Here is a 21,411-nt window from a genome sequence, read left to right as displayed (position 1 = left end):
TATTAAGTGGTGACAGCTCGTTTATAGCTACGTAGATACCATCTCTTCTAATCAGCCTCAAGCTTTCTTTAAATAGCTTGAGGCTGGTATTCAGTTTGATTCTTCACAACACCAAAACAGATATGTGTCAGCTTTCTCATTGCAGCACCAATTGCCTGCATTTTTGTTTTACCTTGCCCCACTAATCGCTTATTTTGGGCTTTTATATCTGGATTATGTTGTACAGCGACTACAGCAGCCATATACAATTTAGCCCTTATATACCCAGGCCCTTCTTTGCTTAAGGTTGTTTTTCCAGCCCGTTTGCCTGACTCATTAAGCTTAGGTATTAAGCCTAAGTAACAAGCTAATTGCTTGGCATTTTTAAACTGTTTACATGCCAGCAAGGACACCATCATACGTGATATTACCTCTCCAACACCTTTGATACTTTGAAGCAATTTGCGGTTCTTTTTTAATTGCGGGTGTCTATCAATATGCTCATCAATGTCATTTTTTAGCTTGCCTATCTCAGTTTTTAGTACAGCTATCATATCTTCAATTGACTGAGTAACTCGAGTAGATGCACCTGAGAAACCAACAGCTTCATAACGATTTTCTTCGCGACGTAAGTCTTGCTCAAGTGCTTCAAGTCTACGCGTCATTACTTTTAACTCTCTCGCTTCAACAGGCTCAGGCTGCCAACTTAAAAGTGAGTGCTGTTGGTCATGACCATAACGAGCAAGCATTGTGGCGTCTGACTTGTCTGTCTTATGGACAAGCCCTAATGAACTTGCGTACTGTTTTGCTTTACCAGGATTTACATGTAATAAAATAAATCCTTGCTCGTATAGGAAATACATCAGCGGCTCGCTATAAACACCTGTGGGCTCTGTTGTAATAACAATGTCTTGTGCTTTTAAATTTGTATTCTTTATCAACCAGGCAACTAACTCTTGATAGCCCTGCGGGTTATTTTTAAAAATCTTCGTTTTCTTTTTACTACATCGCGTAGCCAGGAAATATCTAACTTTTCTTTACCCACATCAATGCCAATAAAAGCTTTCATCTCTATCTACTCCCCTTGTACATGCAGCGTCACCCTTAGTTGGGGCGCTAGGATACCATTCAGTTTAATTGAGGTTAGGAAGTCAGGGCTCAATCTACGTCACAGCATTTTCACACTCTGGTTGGGTACGAGCTCACTGTCTTCCCGATGTGACAAGTGCTAGCTAAACACTCATCAAGAAGAGATACAAGGTTGAGTTGAGTGACACGAAACCCAACGGATCTCCAATGCAATGAGCATATATGTAGTGTTTTTGTAGGCGCATTGCTTGCTGGCGCGTCGGGCGTTAGCTCGTAGAACTCAGCGACTGAACGTTTTATATTGCACTATGTAAAAAAGACTATTTAAAGGGAATTAAATGAAAGAGATTAAAGACTTCAATTGGAACACGGAAACTAACCGCTCGGTAGGTGAATATTTTCCTGCTGATAAATTAGATCGTGCTCGCTACGCCACTTTCTTATCAAGACTATTGGCTCAAGAAGGGTTTGATCTAAATCGCCCTGAAGGAACTCAAAAGAAAAACTATGTATTAAACTTAAATGCAGAATGGGGGGCAGGTAAAACATATTTTCTTAAGCGTTGGTCACAGGAATTAATAGTAGATTACCCTGTAGTTTATATTGATGCGTGGCAGCAAGATTATTCAGACGACCCATTTTTAACTGTAATTGCGGGTATCATCAAGCAGCTTCAACTTCAGGCGAAGTTTAATATAACAATACCTAAAAGCGCCGTTTCGATGTTTAAGGCTGTTGCACCTGCTATTGCACAAGGTTTAACTAAAAAAATATCTGGTATCGATTTAGATGAATTACACTCATTACTATTTTCTGATGATGAAATTGATAGCGACCAAAAACAAAGCTCCAATAAACCGACTGGCAGCGATTTTTCGCCCGCAGTAAAGGCGCTTGCACAAAACTTGATTAAAGATCATGAAGCTAAAAATAAGAGTATTGAAGTAATAAAGTCTAAGTTAGCTGATTGGGTCAGTAAGTTTGAAAAGCAGGAAGATAAGTCGTTACCCATATTCATTTTTATTGATGAACTAGACCGTTGTCGCCCAAGTTATGCGGTAGAAATGTTAGAGACGATTAAACATATTTTTGATGTAAAAGGTATTGTGTTTGTTGTGGCAACCGATACAGATCAACTCCAACATACAATCAAATCAATTTACGGTGAAGGGTTCGATGCTAAAATTTACCTAGGTCGCTTTTTTAATAGCCGCTATAGCTTAAAGCGACCTGTTTTAAAGGATTTTTTATCAGTACATAGCGATACAACTAAATTTGAATCTGCGTATTTAGAAAGTAAAAAAATTGAGCTACTTCCTCGAACAGAGACACCAGAGATCGCTTTAGCAAATATCTCAGTTATTTTAGATGCATTTCATATACAACCTAGAACAGCTATTCAAATTACTGAACGTATTACTGCCATTATTGTAAATTTACCAAGTGGTAAAAAAGTAGATGTACTCGTATTAGCTGTTTTGTTTTGTATCTATGAAAAAGATCACTCACTTTATGAAGAGGTAATAACAGGAAGGTTTAAACGAGATGGAAAAAACCATAAGGGCGAACTAAGAAATATAAGCTTAAATAATTACTTAAAACAGAGTATACAAGAAGTACAACAACTAGCTGAGATAAAATACTTTATTGAACCATTATCTTACACAAATTCATTCTACTTAGGTTATGGGACAAGTAAAAATAATAATTTTTCTATTGGAAATTACACTATAAAACTAGCTGATTTTATAGATAGTATCTTTTGCAAAGTACTTAATAATGCGACAAATTCATTGACTGCAATGGTTAGTTCAAATAGTGAGAATGTAACGGCACTTCATAGCGCTGAACAAAACTTAGCAAATGCTGATGTGAGGAAGCCTAGGGCAGGCAACATTACACTATTATGGGTAAGTTATATTTACATAAAAGATGGTTATGAAGAAATTACCAAAGAGCATTATCGTGATTTTATAGAGCTTTCCTCACCCCTTGATTACATGGGAGATAGTTAAAATATTGTGCCGTAACATTTCTGTGCAGCGCTAAGCGCCTCTGTGTTCTCGGTGGTAATTCTCTATATAAATTACCACCACCCAAACCACCTAAGCCCCACACTGCCTAATCCCATTACCCGCATGTTTTAGCGCAATAATCTGCCCCTTACCGTTATGCGCCATAGCCAACATGTCACCCGTATTTAGACCACTTTCTACCGCATGTTTACCCTTTAAATCACTTAACAGTGAATGCTTAATTTGTACGAGTACCTCGTCATTACAGCTGGCTATGTACCAGTCGTTATCTACCTTTACGAGTGTGCCGTATTCTATGTGGCGCTGTTGGTGGCGGCGTAAATCGTTAGCTAATTGACTATCAAGCGCGTGTTTTTGCTCGTTTATAGAGCTTGCGTAGCTACCAGCTTGGTTTATTTCGTGTGTTTTAATAATTGAATAGTCGTGAATGTCTATAGTGTTAAATACGCTGTTAAGTACGGTTTTAGGCTCTGTATTTATTACGTTGTTATTATCAAACACAATAAAGGCGAACACACCGAGTGCGCAGGCAAGGCTGGTTAGTTGTAGCGTAAAACTAAGCCTTGTGGGCTTTTTAGGCTTTATATGTGTGGCTTTTTTGAGTAGCGCTTTTTGCTGGGCAGCGCTGAGTGTAGTGCGTGCTTTTCGCTCTTTGTAGTGTTGTGTGAGCTTTTGATCGAACGGCTCATCAGGCTTGTTCATTGCTTGCTCCTAATAAACGTTTAAGGTTTTGTTTGGCGTAGCGCAGCCTTGTTTTAATGGTTTCAGCATTGCTATGCGTTATAAGTTCTATGTCGGTGAGCGAAAAGCCTTCTTGTTGTAATGTTATGGCTTCGCGCTGTACAAAGCTAAGTTGTTTTAGGGCGGCGTCGAATGCGTCATAACTTATGTTTGAGCTGCCTATATGCGAGTCACCACTAGTTAAGTCACTGCTATTTAAGTCGCTTTCGCTTTTATGATTTTGTGCTGGTAAGTGCGTGCTTTCGTCAAGCTCTACAAAGTGCTGTTGCTTGCGGTATTCGTCAATGAGTGTGTTGCGGGCAAGTTTAAATAACCACGCTTTGGGTGTGGTTTGTGCTTGGTAAAGGTGGCGTTTTTCGATTACTTTTAGCCATGTTTGTTGGCTTACGTCGTATGCTAAATGCGTATTAGATTGCGTAATAAGGTAGTGGTATAAGTCGTTACTGTAGAGGGCAATAAGCTGCTCTAAGTAACGATTGTCGCCACTTTTTGCGTAACTTGCCATGCAGTCCTTGCTTGGCGTTTCAAATAACCATGACTTAATACTTAGTAGCATAGGCTCATCGCTTTTATTGTTGTAATTTGAAGTCGAGTTGTACGGTTTGACCTGTTTGTAATTGTGCCACACCTTCAATTACTTTGGGGCGATATTTCCAGCGTTTAATAGCTCTTATTGCTTCGCGGTCAAAGGTGCGTTTTGGCTCGGCGTTAATAACTACTGGGTCGATTACTTCCCCTGTTGGCGAAATACTAAAGCTTAGTTGTACCCAACCTTCAATGCCATCGCGCGCGGCTGTGGTTGGGTATTTAGGGTTTATGCGCACTATGGGTGTTGCATCCCCTGTTGGGCGATTAATGGTGTTATTTATGTCGCCACCAAAATCGTCAATCATCACTGGCGTAAAGTCGCTAATTGCAAGCACAGGATCGGCTGATGTATCAAGCGGTGGAGCTTTTGGCGGCACTTTAGGCATTGGCGGTGGCGGCTGTATTTTTTGTATATGCCTTAGCTTTGAATCCTCAGGCGCTTGAAAAATCTCTACTATAATATCGTCCCCAGGTTTAACCGGTGCGCGTTGCTCGCCACTTATTAAATATTGCATAAACGCAAAAGCTGCAAAGGTCATTACTGCACCGCCAATAACGGCGGTTGATGTTTTAATAAATACTGGGTTGTTAGGTACTTCAAGTGTGTGCATAAGCCGCTCCAAATTTTATTGATCACAACAATTAGGGTGTTTTCAAAGCTATAACGGGTGGCAAATCAAAAAGGGGTGAAATAATTTTATAAAAAATGTGGGGTTTAGTTACAATAGCCATTCGCAAATATTAAAACTTACATTTTTAGGCTGTTATGCAACTCATTGAAATAAATAAAGCGCGTTACCGTAAACATTTAAACCGTGTTATTGCAGGGTGTGGTATTGGTTTAGCTGTAGGCAGCTTGGCTATATCGCAAACGCTAATTGCTTTATTTCCTGATGAAAGTGGTAGCCATTTTCATTGGAACTTAATAGGTGTTGCTATTACTAGCGTTGGGCTTGCGTGGTTACTTAATAAATACCGTACACATAGTTTTATGACAGAAGTTGTTTATGTGTGGGAGCTTAAAAAAGCACTTAATAAAATAACCCGCAAAATGGCTAAGTTAAAAGCAGCAGGGCGCGAGGGTAATGCCGATGCGTTATTAGCGATTCATTATAGTTACGCAGGCTCTCGGTTATTGTGGCAGCTAGACGATAATCTAATCACCATGGACGATTTAGCCATTAAACAAGCTGAGCTTGAATCTGTTGCAGCGCAACATAACGTAACGCTTAACGTTGAAGATTACGACGCAAGTATTTTAAAACAGTTTTAAAGTTTAGGTTTTTAAATTAGTTAGAGGAGCCTTAATGAAAAAAATACTCATAGTGTGTTTAGGTAATATTTGCCGCTCGCCAACCGCAGAAGCGGTATTAAAAGCCCGTGCTAAAAAACTAGGCGTTAACGTTAAAGTTGATTCGGCAGGGACTATTGGTTACCACGAAGGTAAAACGCCTGATAGCCGCTCAATGGCAGCAGGCGAAAAACGTGGTTATAGCTTTAAAGGTATTTGTTCACGTAAAGTACGCAGTAGCGACTTTACTGAGTTTGATTTGATTTTAGCGGCCGATACGCAAAACTTAGCTGATTTAAAAGCCCAGTGCCCTGAGCATTTACGCTACAAGCTGGCGCTATTTTTAGAATATGGCGAGCAAACCCAAAGCGCTATTCCTGATCCTTATTACGGCGGCGATGATGGCTTTGAAAATGTGCTCGATTTAATTGAAGCGGCTAGCGATAAAATACTCGCTAAAATTTAATCCCTATTTTATTACTAAAGCTAAATTTAACGAGCTTTTTGTCGTATTGCACAGTGTCCCTAAAGTAAGTACATTTTATGCTTACTCAAAGGGAACTTTATGAAAATAAAAATATTACTACTCACTTTATCTATCGCTTCTTGTTCTACTTTTGCTAACGATGTTAGTTTTTCGATTGGGGGTGGCTATCCTTATTTAGTTATTCCTGAAGTGTCTTTGTCGGCTAACGACGACACACAACGCTGGTATGCAAACTACAAAATAGGCCTTGATGATGGTTTTTCAGCAGGTTTTGAACAAGCGGTAAGTGATAATAAAAAACATGCTTTTGGCGCGCTTGTAGGTGCAATTGGCGCAAGAGATACAGACCAAGAGTGTGAAAGTTCAACAAATGATGTAGCAACTGACTTTGCTAATACGCTAGGTTGTGTAATTGGCGGTATTTTTGATGAAGAAACAACAAACGGCATAGGGCTTACGTACAGCTACAACTTTAATGGATTGAACCACGCTGGTTTTAGATTAGAGCTAGATGTGGGCTACGGTAAAGCAAGCGATAGCAATGAAAAAAGAGCCGATGGCGGTATTAGCGTAAGTTATGAATTTTAACTACATGAGTTTTGTATTAGTTAGTTTTAAAAAAGGCGCATAAAGCGCCTTTTTTAATGAGCCGCTTTTAGTGGCGGTTAATTTTAAAGTCGAGTTGTACCTGAGAAGTAGCGCTAACGGGTTTGCCATTTTCGAACTTTGGTGCGTAACGCCATTGCTCAACAGCTGCTTGGGCTGACTTTTCAAATGCGTTGCCACCTTCAGAACTAAGCACTTTTAGGTTTTTTACAAAGCCAGCTGCGTCTACCTCAAACTCCATAACAACGCTACCATCGGTACTAAACCGGGCTTTATGCGCTGGGTATTTAGGATTAACACGATAGAGAGGTGTTTGCTCTTGTGATTCTTTCCATGGCACCATTTGAGCGATAGCTAGGCAATGTTTAGTTGCTTCTTCGCTTTTACCTTGTTTTTCGTACAGACCTACAAGCTTTGAATGAGCAGTTAGCTCAGCACTGTGATCAAAGCTTAAGTTATCGTCAAATGCAGTAACTATATTATTTAAGCGCTCAATTGCTCGGTTATATTTTTTGCTACCTTCGGCAAATGCGGCTATTAAAAAATTGGCTTTAATTTGTTCTACCGAGCTACTCGGAATATTTTCACGGTAGTATTCGTCGGCTTCTTCTAGGTAGTTTTTAGCTACGCGATATTTTTTAGAGCTAAACTTTTTAGCAAGCAGCGTTGCCGCTTCTAGTTTCATGTCGGCTACAAACTTAGGCTTATTTTGTGTTTTAGCTATTTCAATTACTTGTTCTAAAAAGTTAGCTGCTTTGTAAGCTGATGTTGTGTAGTTAGCTTGGCCGAGTAGTGCATCAATTGTTTCTATTGATAGTTTACCGTGGTTTGCAGCTAAAATAGTATGGGCTTCGTTATAGAGTGCAAAACGCTGTTCGTTTAGCTCATCGCCGTAGCCTTTTATTGCTTTAGCGTAATTAATAGCTAAGTTGGCAGTATTGTCGTCGCTTTTACCGTAAACGGCTTTACCTGATGTGTAAGCAAGTTTGGCAGTTTGTTGTACGTTTTTGTCTGCTTTAACTGCTGCTAAATAGCTTTGGTATGCTTGGCTAAATACCGTTTGAGGATCGCTTGCTTGGCTGGCGAGTGCTGTAGTACTTAAAGTTGTTGCGCTTAGAGCAGATAAACTTAAGCCTATAAATAAAGCGAGTTGCTGACGTTTCATAATAATCCCTATTAACTTTTAAATTGAAACTAGGTTGACGTAATTACAACAGTTTCTTATTAATATAATTTTTGACTGAATGGTAAAACTACTTAAAGGCGTTCAAAATACAGTTCAGCTTGAGTTGTTGCATTTACAGGTTTTCCATTTTTAAACTTTGGAGCGTAACGCCATTGTTTAACAGCGGCTATCGCTGATTTTTCAAACGCTTTAGAACCTTCAGAACTAATAACCTTAGGATTTTTCACAAAGCCATGGGTATCAACAGTAATCTCTAATATAACTATTACATGACTTTTAGTTTCACCGCGAGGGTATATAGGCTCGGTTATGTAGAGTGGATTTTGCTCTGAGGTATTTTTCCAGTGCGTATTTTTAGCAAAGGCTAAGGCGTGTTTAGTCGCTTTATCGCTTTCATCTTGTTTTTCATATAGCTGAACTAAGCCAACATGCGCATTAAGCTCAAAGCTTTGATCTAAATTTTTATATTTATCAAATAAGCCAACTATACGGTTTAGCCTTTTAGTTGCTTTGTCGTAATCTTTACGGCCACTCTCAAATGAAACCATTAAAAGGTCAGATTTTATAAGCTCTACTGCATTATCAGGTAGCTGGGCTTGGTAATATTTATCTGCATCTTGAGCGTATATTTTCGCTAAAGGATATTCGCTATGGCTAAACCTATAAAGTAATGTTTCTGCAGCTTCAAATTGCATATTAGCGACAAGGCCAGGGTCATTTTGTAATTCAGCGATTTTAATGAGTTGCTTAAAGTTTTTGACTGCGGTATTTGGTTTATTGGTATGAGTGGCTTTGGCTAGTAACGTATCCATAGTCTCTATTGAGTTTTCGCCATAGTTTTTAACTAAAATACGGTGGGCCTGTGAATACAAATCAAACCGTTTCTTTTCATTGCCATTCCCTATAACCATAATGTTCTTTGAAGTATAATTATTGATGGCTTTAGCGTAGTTAATAGCAAGCTTTGCCGTTTCATTGCTATTTTCTCCATGTAGAGCGAGGCCTTTTTGATAAGCAAGTTGTGCTTCTTTTTCAGCTTGTTCTTTGGCTGCAACGAATGCTGAGTCAGTTTCTTCGGCGTTTGCAGATACAACTTGAATGCTATTTACTTGGTTTGCGAAAGTGTAGTTAGCAAAGGCTAATAAGCTTAATCCTATTGATATGGCGAGCTGTTGGTGCTTCATAATAATCCCTATTATTTATTAGCCCATAAAATTACCAAAACTATTAAGGCCTGTCATTATTTTAGGTAAATTAAAGTAAACAAGCGAAGTTGTAATATTCGGGTTATTAATTGCTTAACAATCATTGAAAATAACGCCTGTCGTCGCCATATAATTGCCATAAACAGTCTTGTACTACGGTGTATTCATCCTATTTTGTGATATTATCACTTTATTGTCGTGTCGTAGTTATTTAAATATTTGGATTTGTCGTGGCGCAAGTAAGAGCAAGAGTCCAGCTTAATGTTGGCAGAAATAGTGATATCCCTGCAGAAATAATCTCATTTACTGATTTAAAAGATGGCAAAGAACATATTGCTATGGTGTTTAACAACGCTGATACAGAGCAAGATGTACCGCTTATTCGTATGCATTCTGAGTGTTTAACAGGTGATGTATTTTACTCATCGCGTTGTGATTGCGGCGAGCAGCTAAATGAATGTATTGAAATGATGCACGAGCAAGGCGGTATTTTATTGTATTTACGCCAAGAAGGTCGTGGCATTGGTTTATACAACAAAATTGATGCTTACGTATTGCAATCGCAAGGTATGAACACCTACGAAGCTAATAATCATTTAGGCTTTGCTGATGATTTACGTGACTTTTCGGATGCTGTGTTAATGCTTAATGCGCTTAATTTAAGCCACGTTAAATTAATGACCAATAATCCTAAAAAGCTTAACGCATTAAAAGATGCCGGTATTAATGTTGACTCGGTTGTGGGCACGCATGCGCACATTAAAGCGGGTGTTGCGGGTAATAAATCGTACCTAGAAACAAAAATTAAGCATGGCGCGCATATGTTAGATATTAAGAAAATTAAAAAACCTTAATCATTTAATTACGTTTCGTCTATTAATACCCCCTCACGCCAAGTTATACTTGGCGTGTTTCGTTTTAAATTAAGAGCAAGTATGTCTACACAATTACGAATTTTTAAAGCCGATGCAGGGCTAAAGTGGTTAAAAGCCGGATGGCTTATTTTTAAAACCCAGCCAGCAACCTTTATTTTTATGCATTTATTTATTGGCATTGTAGGGCTGCTGTCTTTATTTTTACCTTTACTGCAAGTTGTGGCAGCGCTAGCTACGCCATTTTTAACCGCAGGCTTTTACCAAGCGGTGCTTAGTAAGCAGCAGGGCGGAAAAATTATGCTAGCCGATATTCTCAAGCCATTTACGGCTAAGGGAAATCGTTTAGGGTTACTACGTTTAGCACTTTACCAAATGGGTGCGGGCATTTTAATGGCGCTACTCGCTAATGGCTTATTTGCCGATGCAGTGGCTGTTATGAGCCAACCAGGACTTGATCCAAATGTAGCACTTGAGCAAATGCTTGATAGTATTTCGGGCGCGAATGTCATTTTGTTTTTTATGGCAATGCTAATTTACTTAACAGCGTTTGCTTACGCTGTACCGCTTGTTTATTTTAGTAAAGAAACACGTATTTTAACGGCACTTAAAAAATCGTTAATGGTGTTTTATCATAACATTTTGCCACTTGGCGTTTTTGGCCTTATTTGCGCATTATTTATGGCGCTTTCGATGTTCTTATCGTTCTTACCACTGTTGATTTTAATGCCAATTTGCTACATTAGCTTTTTTGTATCTTATCAAGCCATTTTTATGCCTGTTGTACCACCAAGTGACGACATTAATGTTAAGCCACTTAGCAGTGAAACAAGCGGGCGTTTTGACGCTTAATGGATGATAAATTAAAGCAAAAACTAAAAAACTATGTACTTTGGTTACTAGGGCGCCAAGAATATTCGCGTCGTGAGTTAACGCTTAAGCTACAGCAAAAAGAAGCTACAGAAGAGTTTATTGAAACGCTGCTTGATTGGTGCGAAAAGCATAATTTTATTAACGAGCAGCGATACTGTGAAGGCTTTGTAAGAAAACACATATTTAAATGCCACGGGCTTAAGCGAATACAAAGCGAAGCTATGGGCAAAGGGATTGATCGTTCGCTACTTGAATTGGTAGTAGAGGAGCTTGAAGTAGATTGGTTTGAGCTTGCGCAGGATGCGTACAATAAAAAATATTCGAATACACCGGCCGATCTCGATTACAAAGACAAAGCTAAGCGCGTGCGCTACTTAATGTATCGGGGTTTTAGCTACGATGAAATTAATTTTGCAATGCAAGCACAGTAAATACAGGTGAGACTTTCAAATGCAGCACATGACTACCGCACAAATTAGGCAACAGTTTTTAGACTTTTTTGCCAGCAAACAACACCAAGTTGTACCTTCAAGCTCGCTTATTCCGGGTAACGATGCCACGTTGTTATTTAACAATGCCGGCATGGTGCAATTTAAAGATGTATTTTTAGGCGCAGAAAGCCGCCCTTATACACGTGCGACTAGCTCGCAGCGCTGTGTACGTGCTGGCGGTAAGCATAACGATTTAGAAAATGTGGGCTACACTGCTCGCCACCATACATTTTTTGAAATGTTAGGTAACTTCAGCTTTGGTGATTACTTTAAGCAAGAAGCTATTAAGTTTGCATGGGAGTTTTTAACTGAAGAAGTAAAACTACCAAAAGAAAAGCTTTTAGTAACTATTTACCACGATGACGAAGAAGCGTTTGAATACTGGTCAAAAGACATTGGCTTATCTGAGGATCGTATTATTCGTATTGCTACCTCAGACAACTTTTGGTCTATGGGGGATACCGGTCCGTGTGGTCCGTGTTCTGAAATATTTTATGATCATGGCGAACACATTTGGGGCGGACCTCCGGGCTCTCCAGAGGAAGACGGCGACCGTTTCATCGAAATTTGGAACCTTGTATTCATGCAGTACAACCGTCAAAGCGACGGCACAATGTTGCCTCTACCTAAGCAATCTGTTGATACGGGAATGGGCCTTGAGCGTATTTCTGCTATTTTGCAGGGCGTGCATTCAAACTACGAAATCGATTTATTCCAAGGCTTAATTGCCGCTGCTGCAAGTGTTACTAATGCACAAGACATGGACGATAAATCACTACGCGTAGTGGCGGATCATATTCGTTCGTGTGCGTTTTTAATCTCAGACGGTGTTATGCCATCTAACGAAGGCCGTGGTTATGTACTGCGCCGTATTATTCGTCGTGCTGTGCGCCACGGTAACAAGTTAGGTGCACAAGGTTCGTTTTTCTATAAATTAGTTGCTGCGCTAATTGAGCAAATGGGTCAAGCGTACCCTGAGCTTGCTAAGCAACAAGAAATTATTGAAAAAGTATTACGCATTGAAGAAGAACAGTTTGGTAAAACACTTGAGCGTGGCTTAGCTATTTTAGAAGAAAGCTTAAGCGACCTTAAAGGCGATATTATACCGGGCGACTTAGTATTTAAACTTTACGATACGTATGGTTTCCCTGCTGATTTAACAGCCGATGTTGCGCGTGAGCGCCAGATGACAATTGATCATCAAGGCTTTGAAGAGTGTATGGCTGTACAACGTAAAACAGCGCAGCAAGCAGGTAAATTTGGTGCAGATTACAATGACCAATTAAAATCAGATAAACACACTGATTTTAAAGGTTACGACAGTACACATTACAGCGCGACCGTTATTGAAATTTTTGCCGGTGGCGAAGCTGTTCAGTTATTAGAAGATGGTCAACAAGGTATTGTAGTACTAGACCGCACACCGTTTTACGCTGAATCAGGCGGTCAAACGGGTGACACGGGTACTATTACAGTTGCTGGTGGCGAATTTAATGTTACTAATACCACTAAGCTTGGTAATGCTTTTGCTCACCACGGTACTGTACAAGGCCGTATTGGTGTTAATGACAAAGTTGACGCAACTATTGATGATACGCGCCGCGACAGCATTAAGAAAAACCACACAGCTACGCATATTTTACACGAAGCATTACGCCAACTATTAGGCGAGCATGTAGGCCAAAAAGGCTCGCTTGTTCAGCCTGATCGTTTACGTTTTGACTTTTCGCATTTTGAAGCGGTTACTAAAGATGAGCTACGTGAAATTGAGCGTGTAGTTAATGACGAAATTCGTCGTAACTTTGCACTTAATACTGAGCTTATGGCTATTGATGATGCTAAAGCGAAAGGTGCTATGGCATTGTTTGGCGAAAAGTACGATGACGAAGTACGTGTAGTTACTATTGGCGACTACTCTATTGAGCTTTGTGGTGGTACTCACGTTGAGCGCGCTGGCGATATTGGTTTATTCAAAATTGTATCTGAAAGCGGTATTGCCGCAGGTGTTCGCCGTATTGAGGCCGTAACTGGTGCAGATGCTGTAGCGTACGTTAGCGAGCAAGAGCAACAACTTAGCGATGTTGCAGCTTTAGTTAAAGGCGATAGCGCATCGGTACTTGAAAAAGTAACTGCGTTGCTTGAAAAATCTAAAGGCCTTGAAAAGCAAATTGCACAGCTTAGCGATAAGCTAGCAAGTGCAGCGGGCGCGTCTTTACTTGATTCGATTGTTGAAATTAATGGCGTTAAGTTACTTGTAGCTAACGTTGAAGGGACTGAATCTAAAGCGCTTCGCGGTATGGTTGATGACCTTAAAAACAAGATTGGCTCAGGTGTTATTGCACTGGGTGTTGCCAGTGGCGACAAAGTAAGCCTAATTGCCGGTGTAACTAAAGACTTAACAGGCAAAGTAAAAGCCGGTGAGTTAGTTAACCACATGGCAGGCCAAGTAGGTGGTAAAGGTGGCGGTCGTCCAGATATGGCACAAGCCGGTGGTAGTGAACCACAAAACCTTGCTGCTGCACTAGATAGCGTTACAGCTTGGTTAACTGAGCGTACTTAAGCCTAAGTGGCGCTTATTGTTCAAAAATTCGGTGGCACTTCGGTCGGCTCAATAGAGCGAATTGAAGCGGTCGCCGACCTTGTTGTTAAAACCAGACAACAAGGGCATCAAGTGGTTGTGGTTCTCTCTGCTATGTCGGGAGAAACCAACCGCTTAATTAATCTCGCCAAACAAATTGATACTCGCCCGAGTAGCCGTGAACTAGACGTACTAATTAGCACTGGAGAGCAGGTTTCTGTTTCGCTCCTTGCTATGGCTATTATTAAACGTGGCCACTCTGCGGTGAGCTTATTAGCCGATCAAGTCAATATTCTAACCGACAACATGTTTGGCAAAGCCCGTATTGCGGAGGTTGCTGCTACGCGCTTAAAGCATGAGCTTGAACATAACCGTATTGCTATTATTGCAGGGTTTCAGGGGCGTGATGTTGAGGGTAACATTACAACACTTGGACGCGGCGGCACCGATACATCGGCTGTAGAAATAGCCGCAGCTATAAAAGCTGACGAATGCCAGATCTATACCGACGTTGACGGCGTATATACTACAGATCCTCGTGTTGAACCTAATGCTCGCAGAATGAGCCAAGTTACCTTTGCCGAAATGCTAGAGCTGGCAAGTTTAGGCGCTAAAGTTTTGCATATTCGTTCAGTAGAAGCTGCAGGTAGACACAATGTGCCACTTAGGGTGCTTTCGAGCTTTAATCCTGACGAAGGTACATTAATAAGTTTTGAGGAGAGCGATATGCCAAGTAAGGTTGTATCGGGAATTGCGTTTAATCGTGACGAATGTTTAATTAAAGTAGAAGGTGTGCCAACAGGTACTCAATATCTTTCAAAAATATTGAAACTTTTTGCTGATAATGGCATCGAAATAGATATGATTAATCAAGTTAATCATATCTTTGAAAAAATAGACTATGCTTTTACTGTGCACTCGAATGATTATCTGCAAGCACTTGAATTATTGAGCGAAGATCAAGCTCAACTTAGTGCTCAAAATATAAGCGGATTACCAACAGTAGCTAAAGTTTCTGCTGTTGGAATGGGTATGAAATCGCATTCTGGTGTAGCAAGTTTATTTTTTGATGCATTAGCGCAGGAAAATATTAATGTGGTTTTAGTCTCGACTTCAGAGATTAAAATTTCAGTTTTAATAGATGAAAAGTACCTAGAGTTGGCTGTTCGTGCATTACATAAAGCATTTTTAACAGAAAATGGATAGATTGGGAGTTTTTACTTACTTTTCAGTCTAATTTTCATTAGTATGTTTAAGCGGAATCTTATAATTTTTATTGGAACATGGGAGCAAGAGAATGCTAATACTAACTCGTAGAGTAGGTGAAACCCTAATGATTGGTGACGAAGTAACAGTTACCGTTCTAGGTGTTAAAGGAAATCAAGTTCGAATCGGTGTTAATGCACCAAAAGACGTATCAGTGCATCGTGAAGAGATTTACATGCGCATACAAGCTGAAAAGTCGAACCCTAATCCGGGCAATGCTTAATCAACACGTATACGTAGTTGAGCAATTAGCTCAACTAGACTAAAAGCCACTCACTGAGTGGCTTTTTTGTTTATAAAAGCGAGTATTTCAGGGGTTAGTATTTGTTTTGAAATGTACTGCATTCCGCTTTTATTTTTAATAATAATACCTTGCTGAGTATCTATTACTTCGCTTATGTTTTGCCAAGTTAGCTCAAAACTTTTGTAATGATTAGCCGACTTAATGCCTTCTTCATCAAAGGTAAGTGTTACCTCAGAGCCTGACGCTCTGCTGAGCATTTGTCTGGTTACCCACCAAGGTCTGCGATAGTAAAAAGCGACGCACTCTAGTACACCTAGCATGATCATAAACGATCCTAAGTAATGATCGTTTAAAACATAAATGCCAAATAAACCAAGCGCAACGAGGAGTACAAGTAAAAAGTACTTAGGTTTGGCGCGCTTACTGTAGGGGAGTGACTCGTCAAAGCACTCGTAAAAGTAAGGTTTATCTAGTGTGTAGGTTGTTGTAAATGCCATATTGCCTTGCTTTAAATATCGTTTTTTTTATTTTAACAAGCTAGCCGCTAAATGAGCAGCTTTATAGTCAGTGATTTTATTACAGACACAAAAAAACGGCCCTAAGGCCGTTTTTTAGCGATACAAGAAGAATTAACAGTTAGTTTCTTCAGCGTTTACGCCTTCTTTAACATTTTCACATGCATCTTCTACTTTGTTTTGCACGTCAGTTACTGCTTCGTCAATACGTTCGCCTGCGTCTTCTGCATGATTGTCTTCACAACCCATGATAAAGAAACTTGCGAATAGACCGATTAGTGCTGCTTTTACAGTTGTTGAATTCATAATGTAATTCCTTGTAAGTGTTAATTAAATTTTAGTGTTTGTTAGTTGAATGCTTTATCTACCTGGGTGATTTACCACGTAGTGCACCTGAAACTAATGAGATCACTAAAAGTACTAAAAATATAAAAAATATAATTTTTGCTATACCAGCTGCGGCACCTGCGATGCCACCAAAACCTAACACTGCAGCGATTAAAGCAATAACTAAAAATGTAATTGTCCAGCGTAACATTGTTTTCTCCTTGGTTATCAAATTTGCTCACAATAACTAATGCCAGTTATATGCCAAAGTTTATTTTTGTTTTATATCAAGTGGTTATGGTTTTTAACTGTGTTTTTAGTTATTAGTTAGTTAGTAATTTTTACGCTTTGTTATGTAAGTTATTCACACTGTTACAAGTTACCGGTAAATATTCACTAAAAATAATCTTTTTGGTAAGACCAATTAACAATTGGTGTGTGTTTTTGTACTTATTATAAAATTTGGCGGTTATTTTTATTAAGTTGAATAGTTAATTAACAACTTCCATATAACTATTAGCTATAGTCGTTATTTTCTGTATGTATTGTAGGGCGCATGATTGCTGGGTTATGGCATGTAAATTTGTTGAGTGTTATGTTGTTTATAGTTTAATTGGTTTTACCAATTTACAAGATGTAGACAAAGCGACTAGTTTTGTTATTATCCAGTGAATAAATATTTAATTAAATCGATTTTTTATTTTCGATATGGGTTTCAAGGGGGAGAAAAATGGATATAGGTGCTCTACTCACAACGGCTGGTAGCTTAATGCTAACTGGTATGGTTGGGGTGTTTGTATTTCTGTCGATATTAATTGGTGCAGTAACGCTTATGTCTAATTTGGTGACGCGCTATAGCGAACCAGAGGCATCACCAGCTAAATCACCGTCTTTTAAATCTCAAGGTGTGCCTAATGAGCACATCGCTGCTATTAGTGCTGCCATTGCTCAGTACAAATCAAATAATAAATAAGGGGCACACACATGGCTAAATTAAAATTAACAGAATTGGTATTACGCGATGCGCACCAATCATTGCTCGCAACACGTATGCGCCTAGACGATATGCTACCTATTGCTAGCAAGCTAGATGATGCAGGTTATTGGTCTATTGAATCGTGGGGCGGTGCTACATTTGATTCGTGTATTCGTTATTTAGGCGAAGATCCTTGGGAGCGTATTCGCGCGCTTAAAAAAGCGATGCCTAATACTAAACAGCAAATGCTATTACGCGGTCAAAACCTATTAGGCTACCGCCATTACGCTGATGATGTAGTTGAAAAGTTTGTAGAACGCGCACATAAAAATGGCGTTGACGTATTTCGTATTTTCGATGCAATGAACGATGTACGTAACCTAGAAACAGCGATTAAAGCGGCTATAAAAGTAGGCGCACATGCTCAAGGTACTATTTCGTACACGGTAAGTCCTGTTCATACGCTTGATATGTGGCTGACTCTTGCTAAGCAATTAGAAGATTTAGGCTGTCACTCAATTTGTATTAAAGATATGGCGGGTTTATTAAAGCCGTACGATGCTGAAAAACTAATTAAAGCACTTAAGGAAACCGTGTCGGTTCCTATTGCTATGCAGTGCCACGCTACAACTGGTTTAAGTACTGCGACTTATCAAAAAGCGATTGATGCAGGCATTGATATGCTTGATACCGCTATTTCATCTATGAGTATGACTTACGGACACACAGCAACTGAAACTATTGTATCGATAGTTGAAGGAACTGAGCGCGATACTGACCTTGATTTAAATCATCTAGAAGAAATTGCTGCTTACTTTAGAGATGTACGTAAAAAATATGCGGCATTTGAAGGTAGCTTAAAAGGGGTTGATGGTCGTATTTTACTCGCTCAAGTACCTGGTGGCATGCTTACAAACATGGAAAACCAACTTAAAGAGCAAGGCGCGGCAGATAAGCTTAATGAAGTTTTGCTTGAGATCCCACGGGTACGTGAAGATCTTGGTTTTTTACCTTTAGTAACACCCACGTCGCAAATTGTAGGCACTCAAGCAGTACTTAACGTGCTAACCGGTGAGCGTTATAAAACAATTACTAAAGAAACTGCTGGCGTATTAAAAGGTGAATATGGCTTAACACCAGCACCAATGAATAAAGAGCTACAAGAGCGTGTGCTTGATGGAGCAGAGGTTATTACTTGTCGCCCTGCAGATAACATTGCACCAGAGCTTGCAACGCTTGAAGCTGAATTATTAAAAGAAGCACAAGAGCAAGGTTTAACACTTGCTGATGAGCAAATTGATGACGTACTAACTTATGCATTATTTCCGCAGGTTGGTTTGAAATTTATTAAAAATCGTAATAACCCTGATGCATTTGAGCCTATTCCTACCGTTGAAGATAAGAGCAATAAGGCAGCACCAAAATCAGGATCAAATAATAACAGCGTTAAAGCTGAGCAATACAGCGTAAAAGTAGATGGTAAAGTTTACGACGTAGTAGTGGCGCAAGGTGGTGAGCTAAAAGAAGTAACATTAAAAGACTCTGAGCACATTCCTCAGTCTGCTTCAGTTGCATCAGGTGAAACACTTAATGCACCGTTAGCAGGTAATATTTTTAAAATTAAAGTAAAAGCTGGGCAAGTTGTTAATGAAGGTGATGTAGTGATTATTATGGAAGCCATGAAAATGGAAACTGAAATACGCGCAATGCATACCGGAACTATTGCCGAAGTGTTGGTTGGTGAAGGCGATGCTGTAACTACCGGCGACGCTATGATTGCATTAGCTTAGGAGTAAATAGAGGATGGAAGGTATTTTAAACCTCTGGAATGCGACAGGCATTGCTAACTTTACAATCCCATCATTAATTATGATTGCGGTAGGGTGTTTATTACTGTTTTTAGCGATAGCTAAAGGCTTTGAACCACTATTATTACTACCTATTGGTTTTGGTGCAATTTTAACAAATGTACCAGTGGCAGGTTTGTCAGACCCAGGTGGGCTTTTGTATTACGTTTATTACGTGGGTATTGATACGGGGATTTTTCCGTTATTAATATTTATGGGAGTAGGGGCGCTGACCGACTTTAGCGCGCTTATTGCAAACCCACGTATGTTGTTATTAGGTGCGGCTGCACAGTTTGGTATTTTTGCTACTTTGTTTGGCGCAATATTATTAAATTATGTACCAGGTTTTGAGTTTACCCTACAGGATGCATCAGCTATTGCCATTATTGGTGGTGCCGATGGGCCAACAGCAATATTTTTAGCATCAAAACTGGCACCTGATTTACTTGGTGCAATAGCGGTAGCCGCATATTCATACATGGCTCTTGTACCAATTATTCAACCGCCAATTATGCGTGCGTTAACAACCCCAGAAGAACGTAAAATTAAGATGCCAGAGCTTCGCAAAATATCTAAAAAGGAAAAGATTATTTTCCCTCTTATGGTGCTTAGCTTAACGGCTATGTTTTTACCGGCTGCTATACCGCTTGTAGGTATGTTTTGTTTAGGTAACTTAATGCGAGAGTCGGGTGTTGTTGATAGATTAAGTAACAGTGCTCAAAACGAAATCATCAATGTTACAACTATATTTTTAGGTTTAGCTGTAGGTTCAAAGCTTGCTGCAGATAAGTTTTTAACTGTTGAGACGATTGGTATTTTAGTGCTTGGCGCACTGGCTTTTGCAATTGGTACTGCATCTGGCGTATTTATGGCAAAAGGACTTAACCGCATATCTAAAACACCTATAAACCCATTAATTGGGGCAGCAGGTGTATCGGCTGTGCCAATGGCGGCACGAGTAGTTAATAAAGTTGGCCTTGAAAGCAACCCACATAACTTTTTACTTATGCATGCTATGGGACCCAACGTAGCGGGTGTACTTGGTAGTGCAGTTGCTGCGGGTATTTTATTAGCACTTGTTGGCTAATAATTAACGTGGTAGTTAATAAATGATTTAGCGCAGTTTACTGCGCTTTTTTTTGTTCTTAATTTGTTCACCGCTAAATGGTTTCTTGTTCAGCGCTTTTTGTTTACAGTAACAGCTCTTCAAAATTTTAAGGATAGTTATCATGCTTCACACACCTTTAGCAAAGCACTTACCTCATGTTAGTAAACTTGTATTCGGATGCATGGGTCTGGGAGGCGGTTGGAATAAAGACGCAATCACTGATGCACATGTTAAGCAAACTCATGAATGCATAGATAACGCTATTGAAGGTGGCATTAACTTTTTTGACCATGCTGATATTTATACTTTTGGTAAAGCGGAGCAGGTTTTTGGTAAAGCATTAAGCGAGCGACCAGAGCTTAGAGAGCACATGTATATTCAATCTAAGTGTGGGATTCGTTTTGAAGATGACTTAGGGCCAAAGCGCTATGATTTTTCATCAAAGTGGATTGAGCAATCAGTTGAAGCATCCTTGAAGCGATTAAATACAGACTATTTAGACGTACTTATGCTACATCGTCCTGATCCACTCATGGAAGCTAACGAAATTGCTCGCATATTTAGTTGCTTAAAAGAAAGCGGTAAAGTGCGCAATTTTGCAGTATCGAATATGCAGCAACATCAAATGAATTTTTTACAGCATGCACTTGATATGCCGATTGTGGCTAATCAAATTGAGGCTAGTTTACAAAAACATCAGTTTGTTGATGAAGGTGTATATGCCGGTAACAGTGACGGTAAGGATCTTAATTTTACGCCCGGTAGTATTGAGTACTGTCGCCATTTTGAAATTCAAATTCAAAGCTGGGGCAGTTTATGCCAAGGATTATACAGCGGCAGTGATTTATCAAACGCATCGCAGGCTGATATAAACACCAGTCTTTTAGTTAATAAGCTGGCTGCACTTTATGATACGTCTGCTGAGGCTATAGTCATTGCATGGTTACTGCGCCATCCCGCATCTATTCAGCCGATTATTGGAACAACTAATGCCAAGCGTATTAAAGCCTCTTGTGATGCTGTAAACGTACAGCTAACTCGTGAGCATTGGTATGCACTTTATGTAAGCGCTAAAGGCCATGAGCTACCATAAGAAGGGCATTGAT

Annotated in this window: 22 protein-coding genes and 1 pseudogene; 14 read left to right on the top strand and 9 right to left on the bottom strand. The window is 39.6% G+C overall.

What is annotated here, in order from left to right; genetic code table 11:
- Nucleotides 1–68: 68 nt before the first annotated feature.
- Nucleotides 69–1,048, bottom strand: a pseudogene (locus I6F48_RS08795) (IS110 family transposase).
- A 358-nt stretch (nucleotides 1,049–1,406) separates the two neighbouring features.
- Between I6F48_RS08795 and I6F48_RS08790 the strand changes: the two are divergent.
- A complete protein-coding gene (locus tag I6F48_RS08790) occupies nucleotides 1,407–3,083 on the top strand; it encodes a KAP family P-loop NTPase fold protein (RefSeq protein WP_197119252.1) in 1,677 nt (558 codons plus the stop codon).
- 90 nt (nucleotides 3,084–3,173) lie between these two features.
- Here the strand turns inward: I6F48_RS08790 and I6F48_RS08785 are convergent, their stop codons facing one another.
- From I6F48_RS08785 to I6F48_RS08775, 3 genes are read right to left on the bottom strand one after another with little or no spacing between them, the layout of a single operon-like run.
- The gene (locus I6F48_RS08785; RefSeq protein WP_197119251.1) at nucleotides 3,174–3,806 is read right to left on the bottom strand and encodes a hypothetical protein; all 633 of its coding nucleotides are present in this window, start codon (nucleotides 3,804–3,806) and stop codon (nucleotides 3,174–3,176) included.
- Nucleotides 3,793–4,401 (bottom strand): sigma-70 family RNA polymerase sigma factor, encoded by a 609-nt coding sequence (locus I6F48_RS08780; RefSeq protein WP_165727234.1) that lies wholly within the window; start codon nucleotides 4,399–4,401, stop codon nucleotides 3,793–3,795. Before I6F48_RS08780 ends, I6F48_RS08785 begins: the two co-directional genes overlap by 14 nt.
- A gap of 13 nt (nucleotides 4,402–4,414) precedes the next feature.
- Nucleotides 4,415–5,044, bottom strand: a complete 630-nt coding sequence (locus tag I6F48_RS08775) for an energy transducer TonB (protein WP_165727235.1) — start codon at nucleotides 5,042–5,044, stop codon at nucleotides 4,415–4,417.
- Nucleotides 5,045–5,199: 155 nt separating this feature from the next.
- On the opposite strand from I6F48_RS08775, the gene I6F48_RS08770 reads away from it, so the two are divergent.
- The 3 genes from I6F48_RS08770 (at nucleotide 5,200) to I6F48_RS08760 (ending at nucleotide 6,799) form a co-directional block, all read left to right on the top strand.
- A complete protein-coding gene (locus I6F48_RS08770; RefSeq protein ID WP_165727236.1) occupies nucleotides 5,200–5,706 on the top strand; it encodes a DUF3087 domain-containing protein in 507 nt (168 codons plus the stop codon).
- A 34-nt stretch (nucleotides 5,707–5,740) separates the two neighbouring features.
- Entirely contained in the window at nucleotides 5,741–6,190 is a 450-nt protein-coding gene (locus tag I6F48_RS08765; RefSeq protein WP_165727237.1) for a low molecular weight protein-tyrosine-phosphatase, read from the top strand.
- Nucleotides 6,191–6,289: 99 nt separating this feature from the next.
- Entirely contained in the window at nucleotides 6,290–6,799 is a 510-nt protein-coding gene (locus tag I6F48_RS08760) for a hypothetical protein (RefSeq protein ID WP_165727238.1), read from the top strand.
- Nucleotides 6,800–6,866: 67 nt separating this feature from the next.
- On the opposite strand, the gene I6F48_RS08755 is transcribed toward I6F48_RS08760, so the two are convergent.
- Nucleotides 6,867–7,982 carry an energy transducer TonB gene (locus tag I6F48_RS08755; RefSeq protein WP_165727239.1) on the bottom strand — a complete coding sequence of 372 codons (1,116 nt, stop codon included), beginning with the start codon at nucleotides 7,980–7,982 and terminating at the stop codon, nucleotides 6,867–6,869.
- Nucleotides 7,983–8,074: 92 nt separating this feature from the next.
- Complete coding sequence (locus I6F48_RS08750; RefSeq protein WP_197119250.1) at nucleotides 8,075–9,187, bottom strand: energy transducer TonB; 1,113 nt, start codon at nucleotides 9,185–9,187, stop codon at nucleotides 8,075–8,077.
- A gap of 251 nt (nucleotides 9,188–9,438) precedes the next feature.
- On the opposite strand from I6F48_RS08750, the gene I6F48_RS08745 reads away from it, so the two are divergent.
- The 6 genes from I6F48_RS08745 (at nucleotide 9,439) to csrA (ending at nucleotide 15,511) form a co-directional block, all read left to right on the top strand.
- Nucleotides 9,439–10,062 carry a GTP cyclohydrolase II gene (locus I6F48_RS08745; protein ID WP_007583803.1) on the top strand — a complete coding sequence of 208 codons (624 nt, stop codon included), beginning with the start codon at nucleotides 9,439–9,441 and terminating at the stop codon, nucleotides 10,060–10,062.
- A gap of 81 nt (nucleotides 10,063–10,143) precedes the next feature.
- On the top strand, nucleotides 10,144–10,932 hold the full coding sequence (locus I6F48_RS08740) for a BPSS1780 family membrane protein (protein ID WP_024600767.1): 789 nt from the start codon (nucleotides 10,144–10,146) through the stop codon (nucleotides 10,930–10,932).
- Nucleotides 10,932–11,384, top strand: coding sequence for a regulatory protein RecX (locus I6F48_RS08735; protein ID WP_007583805.1), 453 nt, complete (start codon nucleotides 10,932–10,934; stop codon nucleotides 11,382–11,384). The genes I6F48_RS08740 and I6F48_RS08735 overlap by 1 nt, the downstream gene beginning before the upstream one ends.
- 19 nt (nucleotides 11,385–11,403) lie before the next feature.
- Complete coding sequence (gene alaS / locus I6F48_RS08730; RefSeq protein ID WP_197119249.1) at nucleotides 11,404–14,004, top strand: alanine--tRNA ligase; 2,601 nt, start codon at nucleotides 11,404–11,406, stop codon at nucleotides 14,002–14,004.
- Nucleotides 14,005–14,010: 6 nt separating this feature from the next.
- Complete coding sequence (locus tag I6F48_RS08725; protein ID WP_166421882.1) at nucleotides 14,011–15,228, top strand: aspartate kinase; 1,218 nt, start codon at nucleotides 14,011–14,013, stop codon at nucleotides 15,226–15,228.
- Between the two features lie 91 nt (nucleotides 15,229–15,319).
- A complete protein-coding gene (gene csrA, locus I6F48_RS08720; protein ID WP_004587515.1) occupies nucleotides 15,320–15,511 on the top strand; it encodes a carbon storage regulator CsrA in 192 nt (63 codons plus the stop codon).
- A 50-nt stretch (nucleotides 15,512–15,561) separates the two neighbouring features.
- On the opposite strand, the gene I6F48_RS08715 is transcribed toward csrA, so the two are convergent.
- The 3 genes from I6F48_RS08715 to I6F48_RS08705 form a co-directional block, all read right to left on the bottom strand.
- Nucleotides 15,562–16,029 (bottom strand): YcxB family protein, encoded by a 468-nt coding sequence (locus I6F48_RS08715; protein WP_165727244.1) that lies wholly within the window; start codon nucleotides 16,027–16,029, stop codon nucleotides 15,562–15,564.
- Between the two features lie 132 nt (nucleotides 16,030–16,161).
- Nucleotides 16,162–16,353 (bottom strand): hypothetical protein, encoded by a 192-nt coding sequence (locus I6F48_RS08710; RefSeq protein WP_007378921.1) that lies wholly within the window; start codon nucleotides 16,351–16,353, stop codon nucleotides 16,162–16,164.
- Nucleotides 16,354–16,411: 58 nt separating this feature from the next.
- Nucleotides 16,412–16,585, bottom strand: a complete 174-nt coding sequence (locus tag I6F48_RS08705; RefSeq protein ID WP_002961939.1) for a DUF1328 domain-containing protein — start codon at nucleotides 16,583–16,585, stop codon at nucleotides 16,412–16,414.
- Between the two features lie 519 nt (nucleotides 16,586–17,104).
- Between I6F48_RS08705 and I6F48_RS08700 the strand changes: the two genes are divergently transcribed.
- The 4 genes from I6F48_RS08700 to I6F48_RS08685 all read left to right on the top strand — a co-directional run bounded on the left by I6F48_RS08700 (nucleotide 17,105) and on the right by I6F48_RS08685 (nucleotide 21,398).
- Complete coding sequence (locus I6F48_RS08700) at nucleotides 17,105–17,347, top strand: OadG family protein (protein ID WP_007583814.1); 243 nt, start codon at nucleotides 17,105–17,107, stop codon at nucleotides 17,345–17,347.
- Between the two features lie 11 nt (nucleotides 17,348–17,358).
- On the top strand, nucleotides 17,359–19,140 hold the full coding sequence (oadA, locus tag I6F48_RS08695) for a sodium-extruding oxaloacetate decarboxylase subunit alpha (RefSeq protein WP_165722092.1): 1,782 nt from the start codon (nucleotides 17,359–17,361) through the stop codon (nucleotides 19,138–19,140).
- 13 nt (nucleotides 19,141–19,153) lie between these two features.
- On the top strand, nucleotides 19,154–20,284 hold the full coding sequence (locus tag I6F48_RS08690) for a sodium ion-translocating decarboxylase subunit beta (RefSeq protein ID WP_197119248.1): 1,131 nt from the start codon (nucleotides 19,154–19,156) through the stop codon (nucleotides 20,282–20,284).
- 142 nt (nucleotides 20,285–20,426) lie between these two features.
- Entirely contained in the window at nucleotides 20,427–21,398 is a 972-nt protein-coding gene (locus I6F48_RS08685) for an aldo/keto reductase (RefSeq protein ID WP_165727246.1), read from the top strand.
- Nucleotides 21,399–21,411: the final 13 nt, after the last annotated feature.

Origin of the sequence: Pseudoalteromonas sp. SWYJ118 (assembly GCF_015864505.1) — a bacterium.
In the GTDB taxonomy this organism is placed as follows: domain Bacteria; phylum Pseudomonadota; class Gammaproteobacteria; order Enterobacterales; family Alteromonadaceae; genus Pseudoalteromonas; species Pseudoalteromonas arctica.
Note: the sequence above shows the minus strand (reverse complement) of the source record. Positions and strands in the feature narration are given on the sequence as shown.

Coding starts and splice junctions, on each gene's coding strand:
- csrA (WP_004587515.1), top strand. CDS start 15,320: ATGCTAATACTAACTCGTAGAGTAGGTGAAACCCTAATGATTGGTGAC.
- oadA (WP_165722092.1), top strand. CDS start 17,359: ATGGCTAAATTAAAATTAACAGAATTGGTATTACGCGATGCGCACCAA.
- I6F48_RS08785 (WP_197119251.1), bottom strand. CDS start 3,806: ATGAACAAGCCTGATGAGCCGTTCGATCAAAAGCTCACACAACACTAC.
- I6F48_RS08765 (WP_165727237.1), top strand. CDS start 5,741: ATGAAAAAAATACTCATAGTGTGTTTAGGTAATATTTGCCGCTCGCCA.
- I6F48_RS08755 (WP_165727239.1), bottom strand. CDS start 7,982: ATGAAACGTCAGCAACTCGCTTTATTTATAGGCTTAAGTTTATCTGCT.
- I6F48_RS08705 (WP_002961939.1), bottom strand. CDS start 16,585: ATGTTACGCTGGACAATTACATTTTTAGTTATTGCTTTAATCGCTGCA.
- I6F48_RS08685 (WP_165727246.1), top strand. CDS start 20,427: ATGCTTCACACACCTTTAGCAAAGCACTTACCTCATGTTAGTAAACTT.
- I6F48_RS08750 (WP_197119250.1), bottom strand. CDS start 9,187: ATGAAGCACCAACAGCTCGCCATATCAATAGGATTAAGCTTATTAGCC.
- I6F48_RS08790 (WP_197119252.1), top strand. CDS start 1,407: ATGAAAGAGATTAAAGACTTCAATTGGAACACGGAAACTAACCGCTCG.
- I6F48_RS08780 (WP_165727234.1), bottom strand. CDS start 4,401: ATGCTACTAAGTATTAAGTCATGGTTATTTGAAACGCCAAGCAAGGAC.
- I6F48_RS08710 (WP_007378921.1), bottom strand. CDS start 16,353: ATGAATTCAACAACTGTAAAAGCAGCACTAATCGGTCTATTCGCAAGT.
- alaS (WP_197119249.1), top strand. CDS start 11,404: ATGCAGCACATGACTACCGCACAAATTAGGCAACAGTTTTTAGACTTT.
- I6F48_RS08735 (WP_007583805.1), top strand. CDS start 10,932: ATGGATGATAAATTAAAGCAAAAACTAAAAAACTATGTACTTTGGTTA.
- I6F48_RS08715 (WP_165727244.1), bottom strand. CDS start 16,029: ATGGCATTTACAACAACCTACACACTAGATAAACCTTACTTTTACGAG.
- I6F48_RS08760 (WP_165727238.1), top strand. CDS start 6,290: ATGAAAATAAAAATATTACTACTCACTTTATCTATCGCTTCTTGTTCT.
- I6F48_RS08770 (WP_165727236.1), top strand. CDS start 5,200: ATGCAACTCATTGAAATAAATAAAGCGCGTTACCGTAAACATTTAAAC.
- I6F48_RS08700 (WP_007583814.1), top strand. CDS start 17,105: ATGGATATAGGTGCTCTACTCACAACGGCTGGTAGCTTAATGCTAACT.
- I6F48_RS08775 (WP_165727235.1), bottom strand. CDS start 5,044: ATGCACACACTTGAAGTACCTAACAACCCAGTATTTATTAAAACATCA.
- I6F48_RS08740 (WP_024600767.1), top strand. CDS start 10,144: ATGTCTACACAATTACGAATTTTTAAAGCCGATGCAGGGCTAAAGTGG.
- I6F48_RS08690 (WP_197119248.1), top strand. CDS start 19,154: ATGGAAGGTATTTTAAACCTCTGGAATGCGACAGGCATTGCTAACTTT.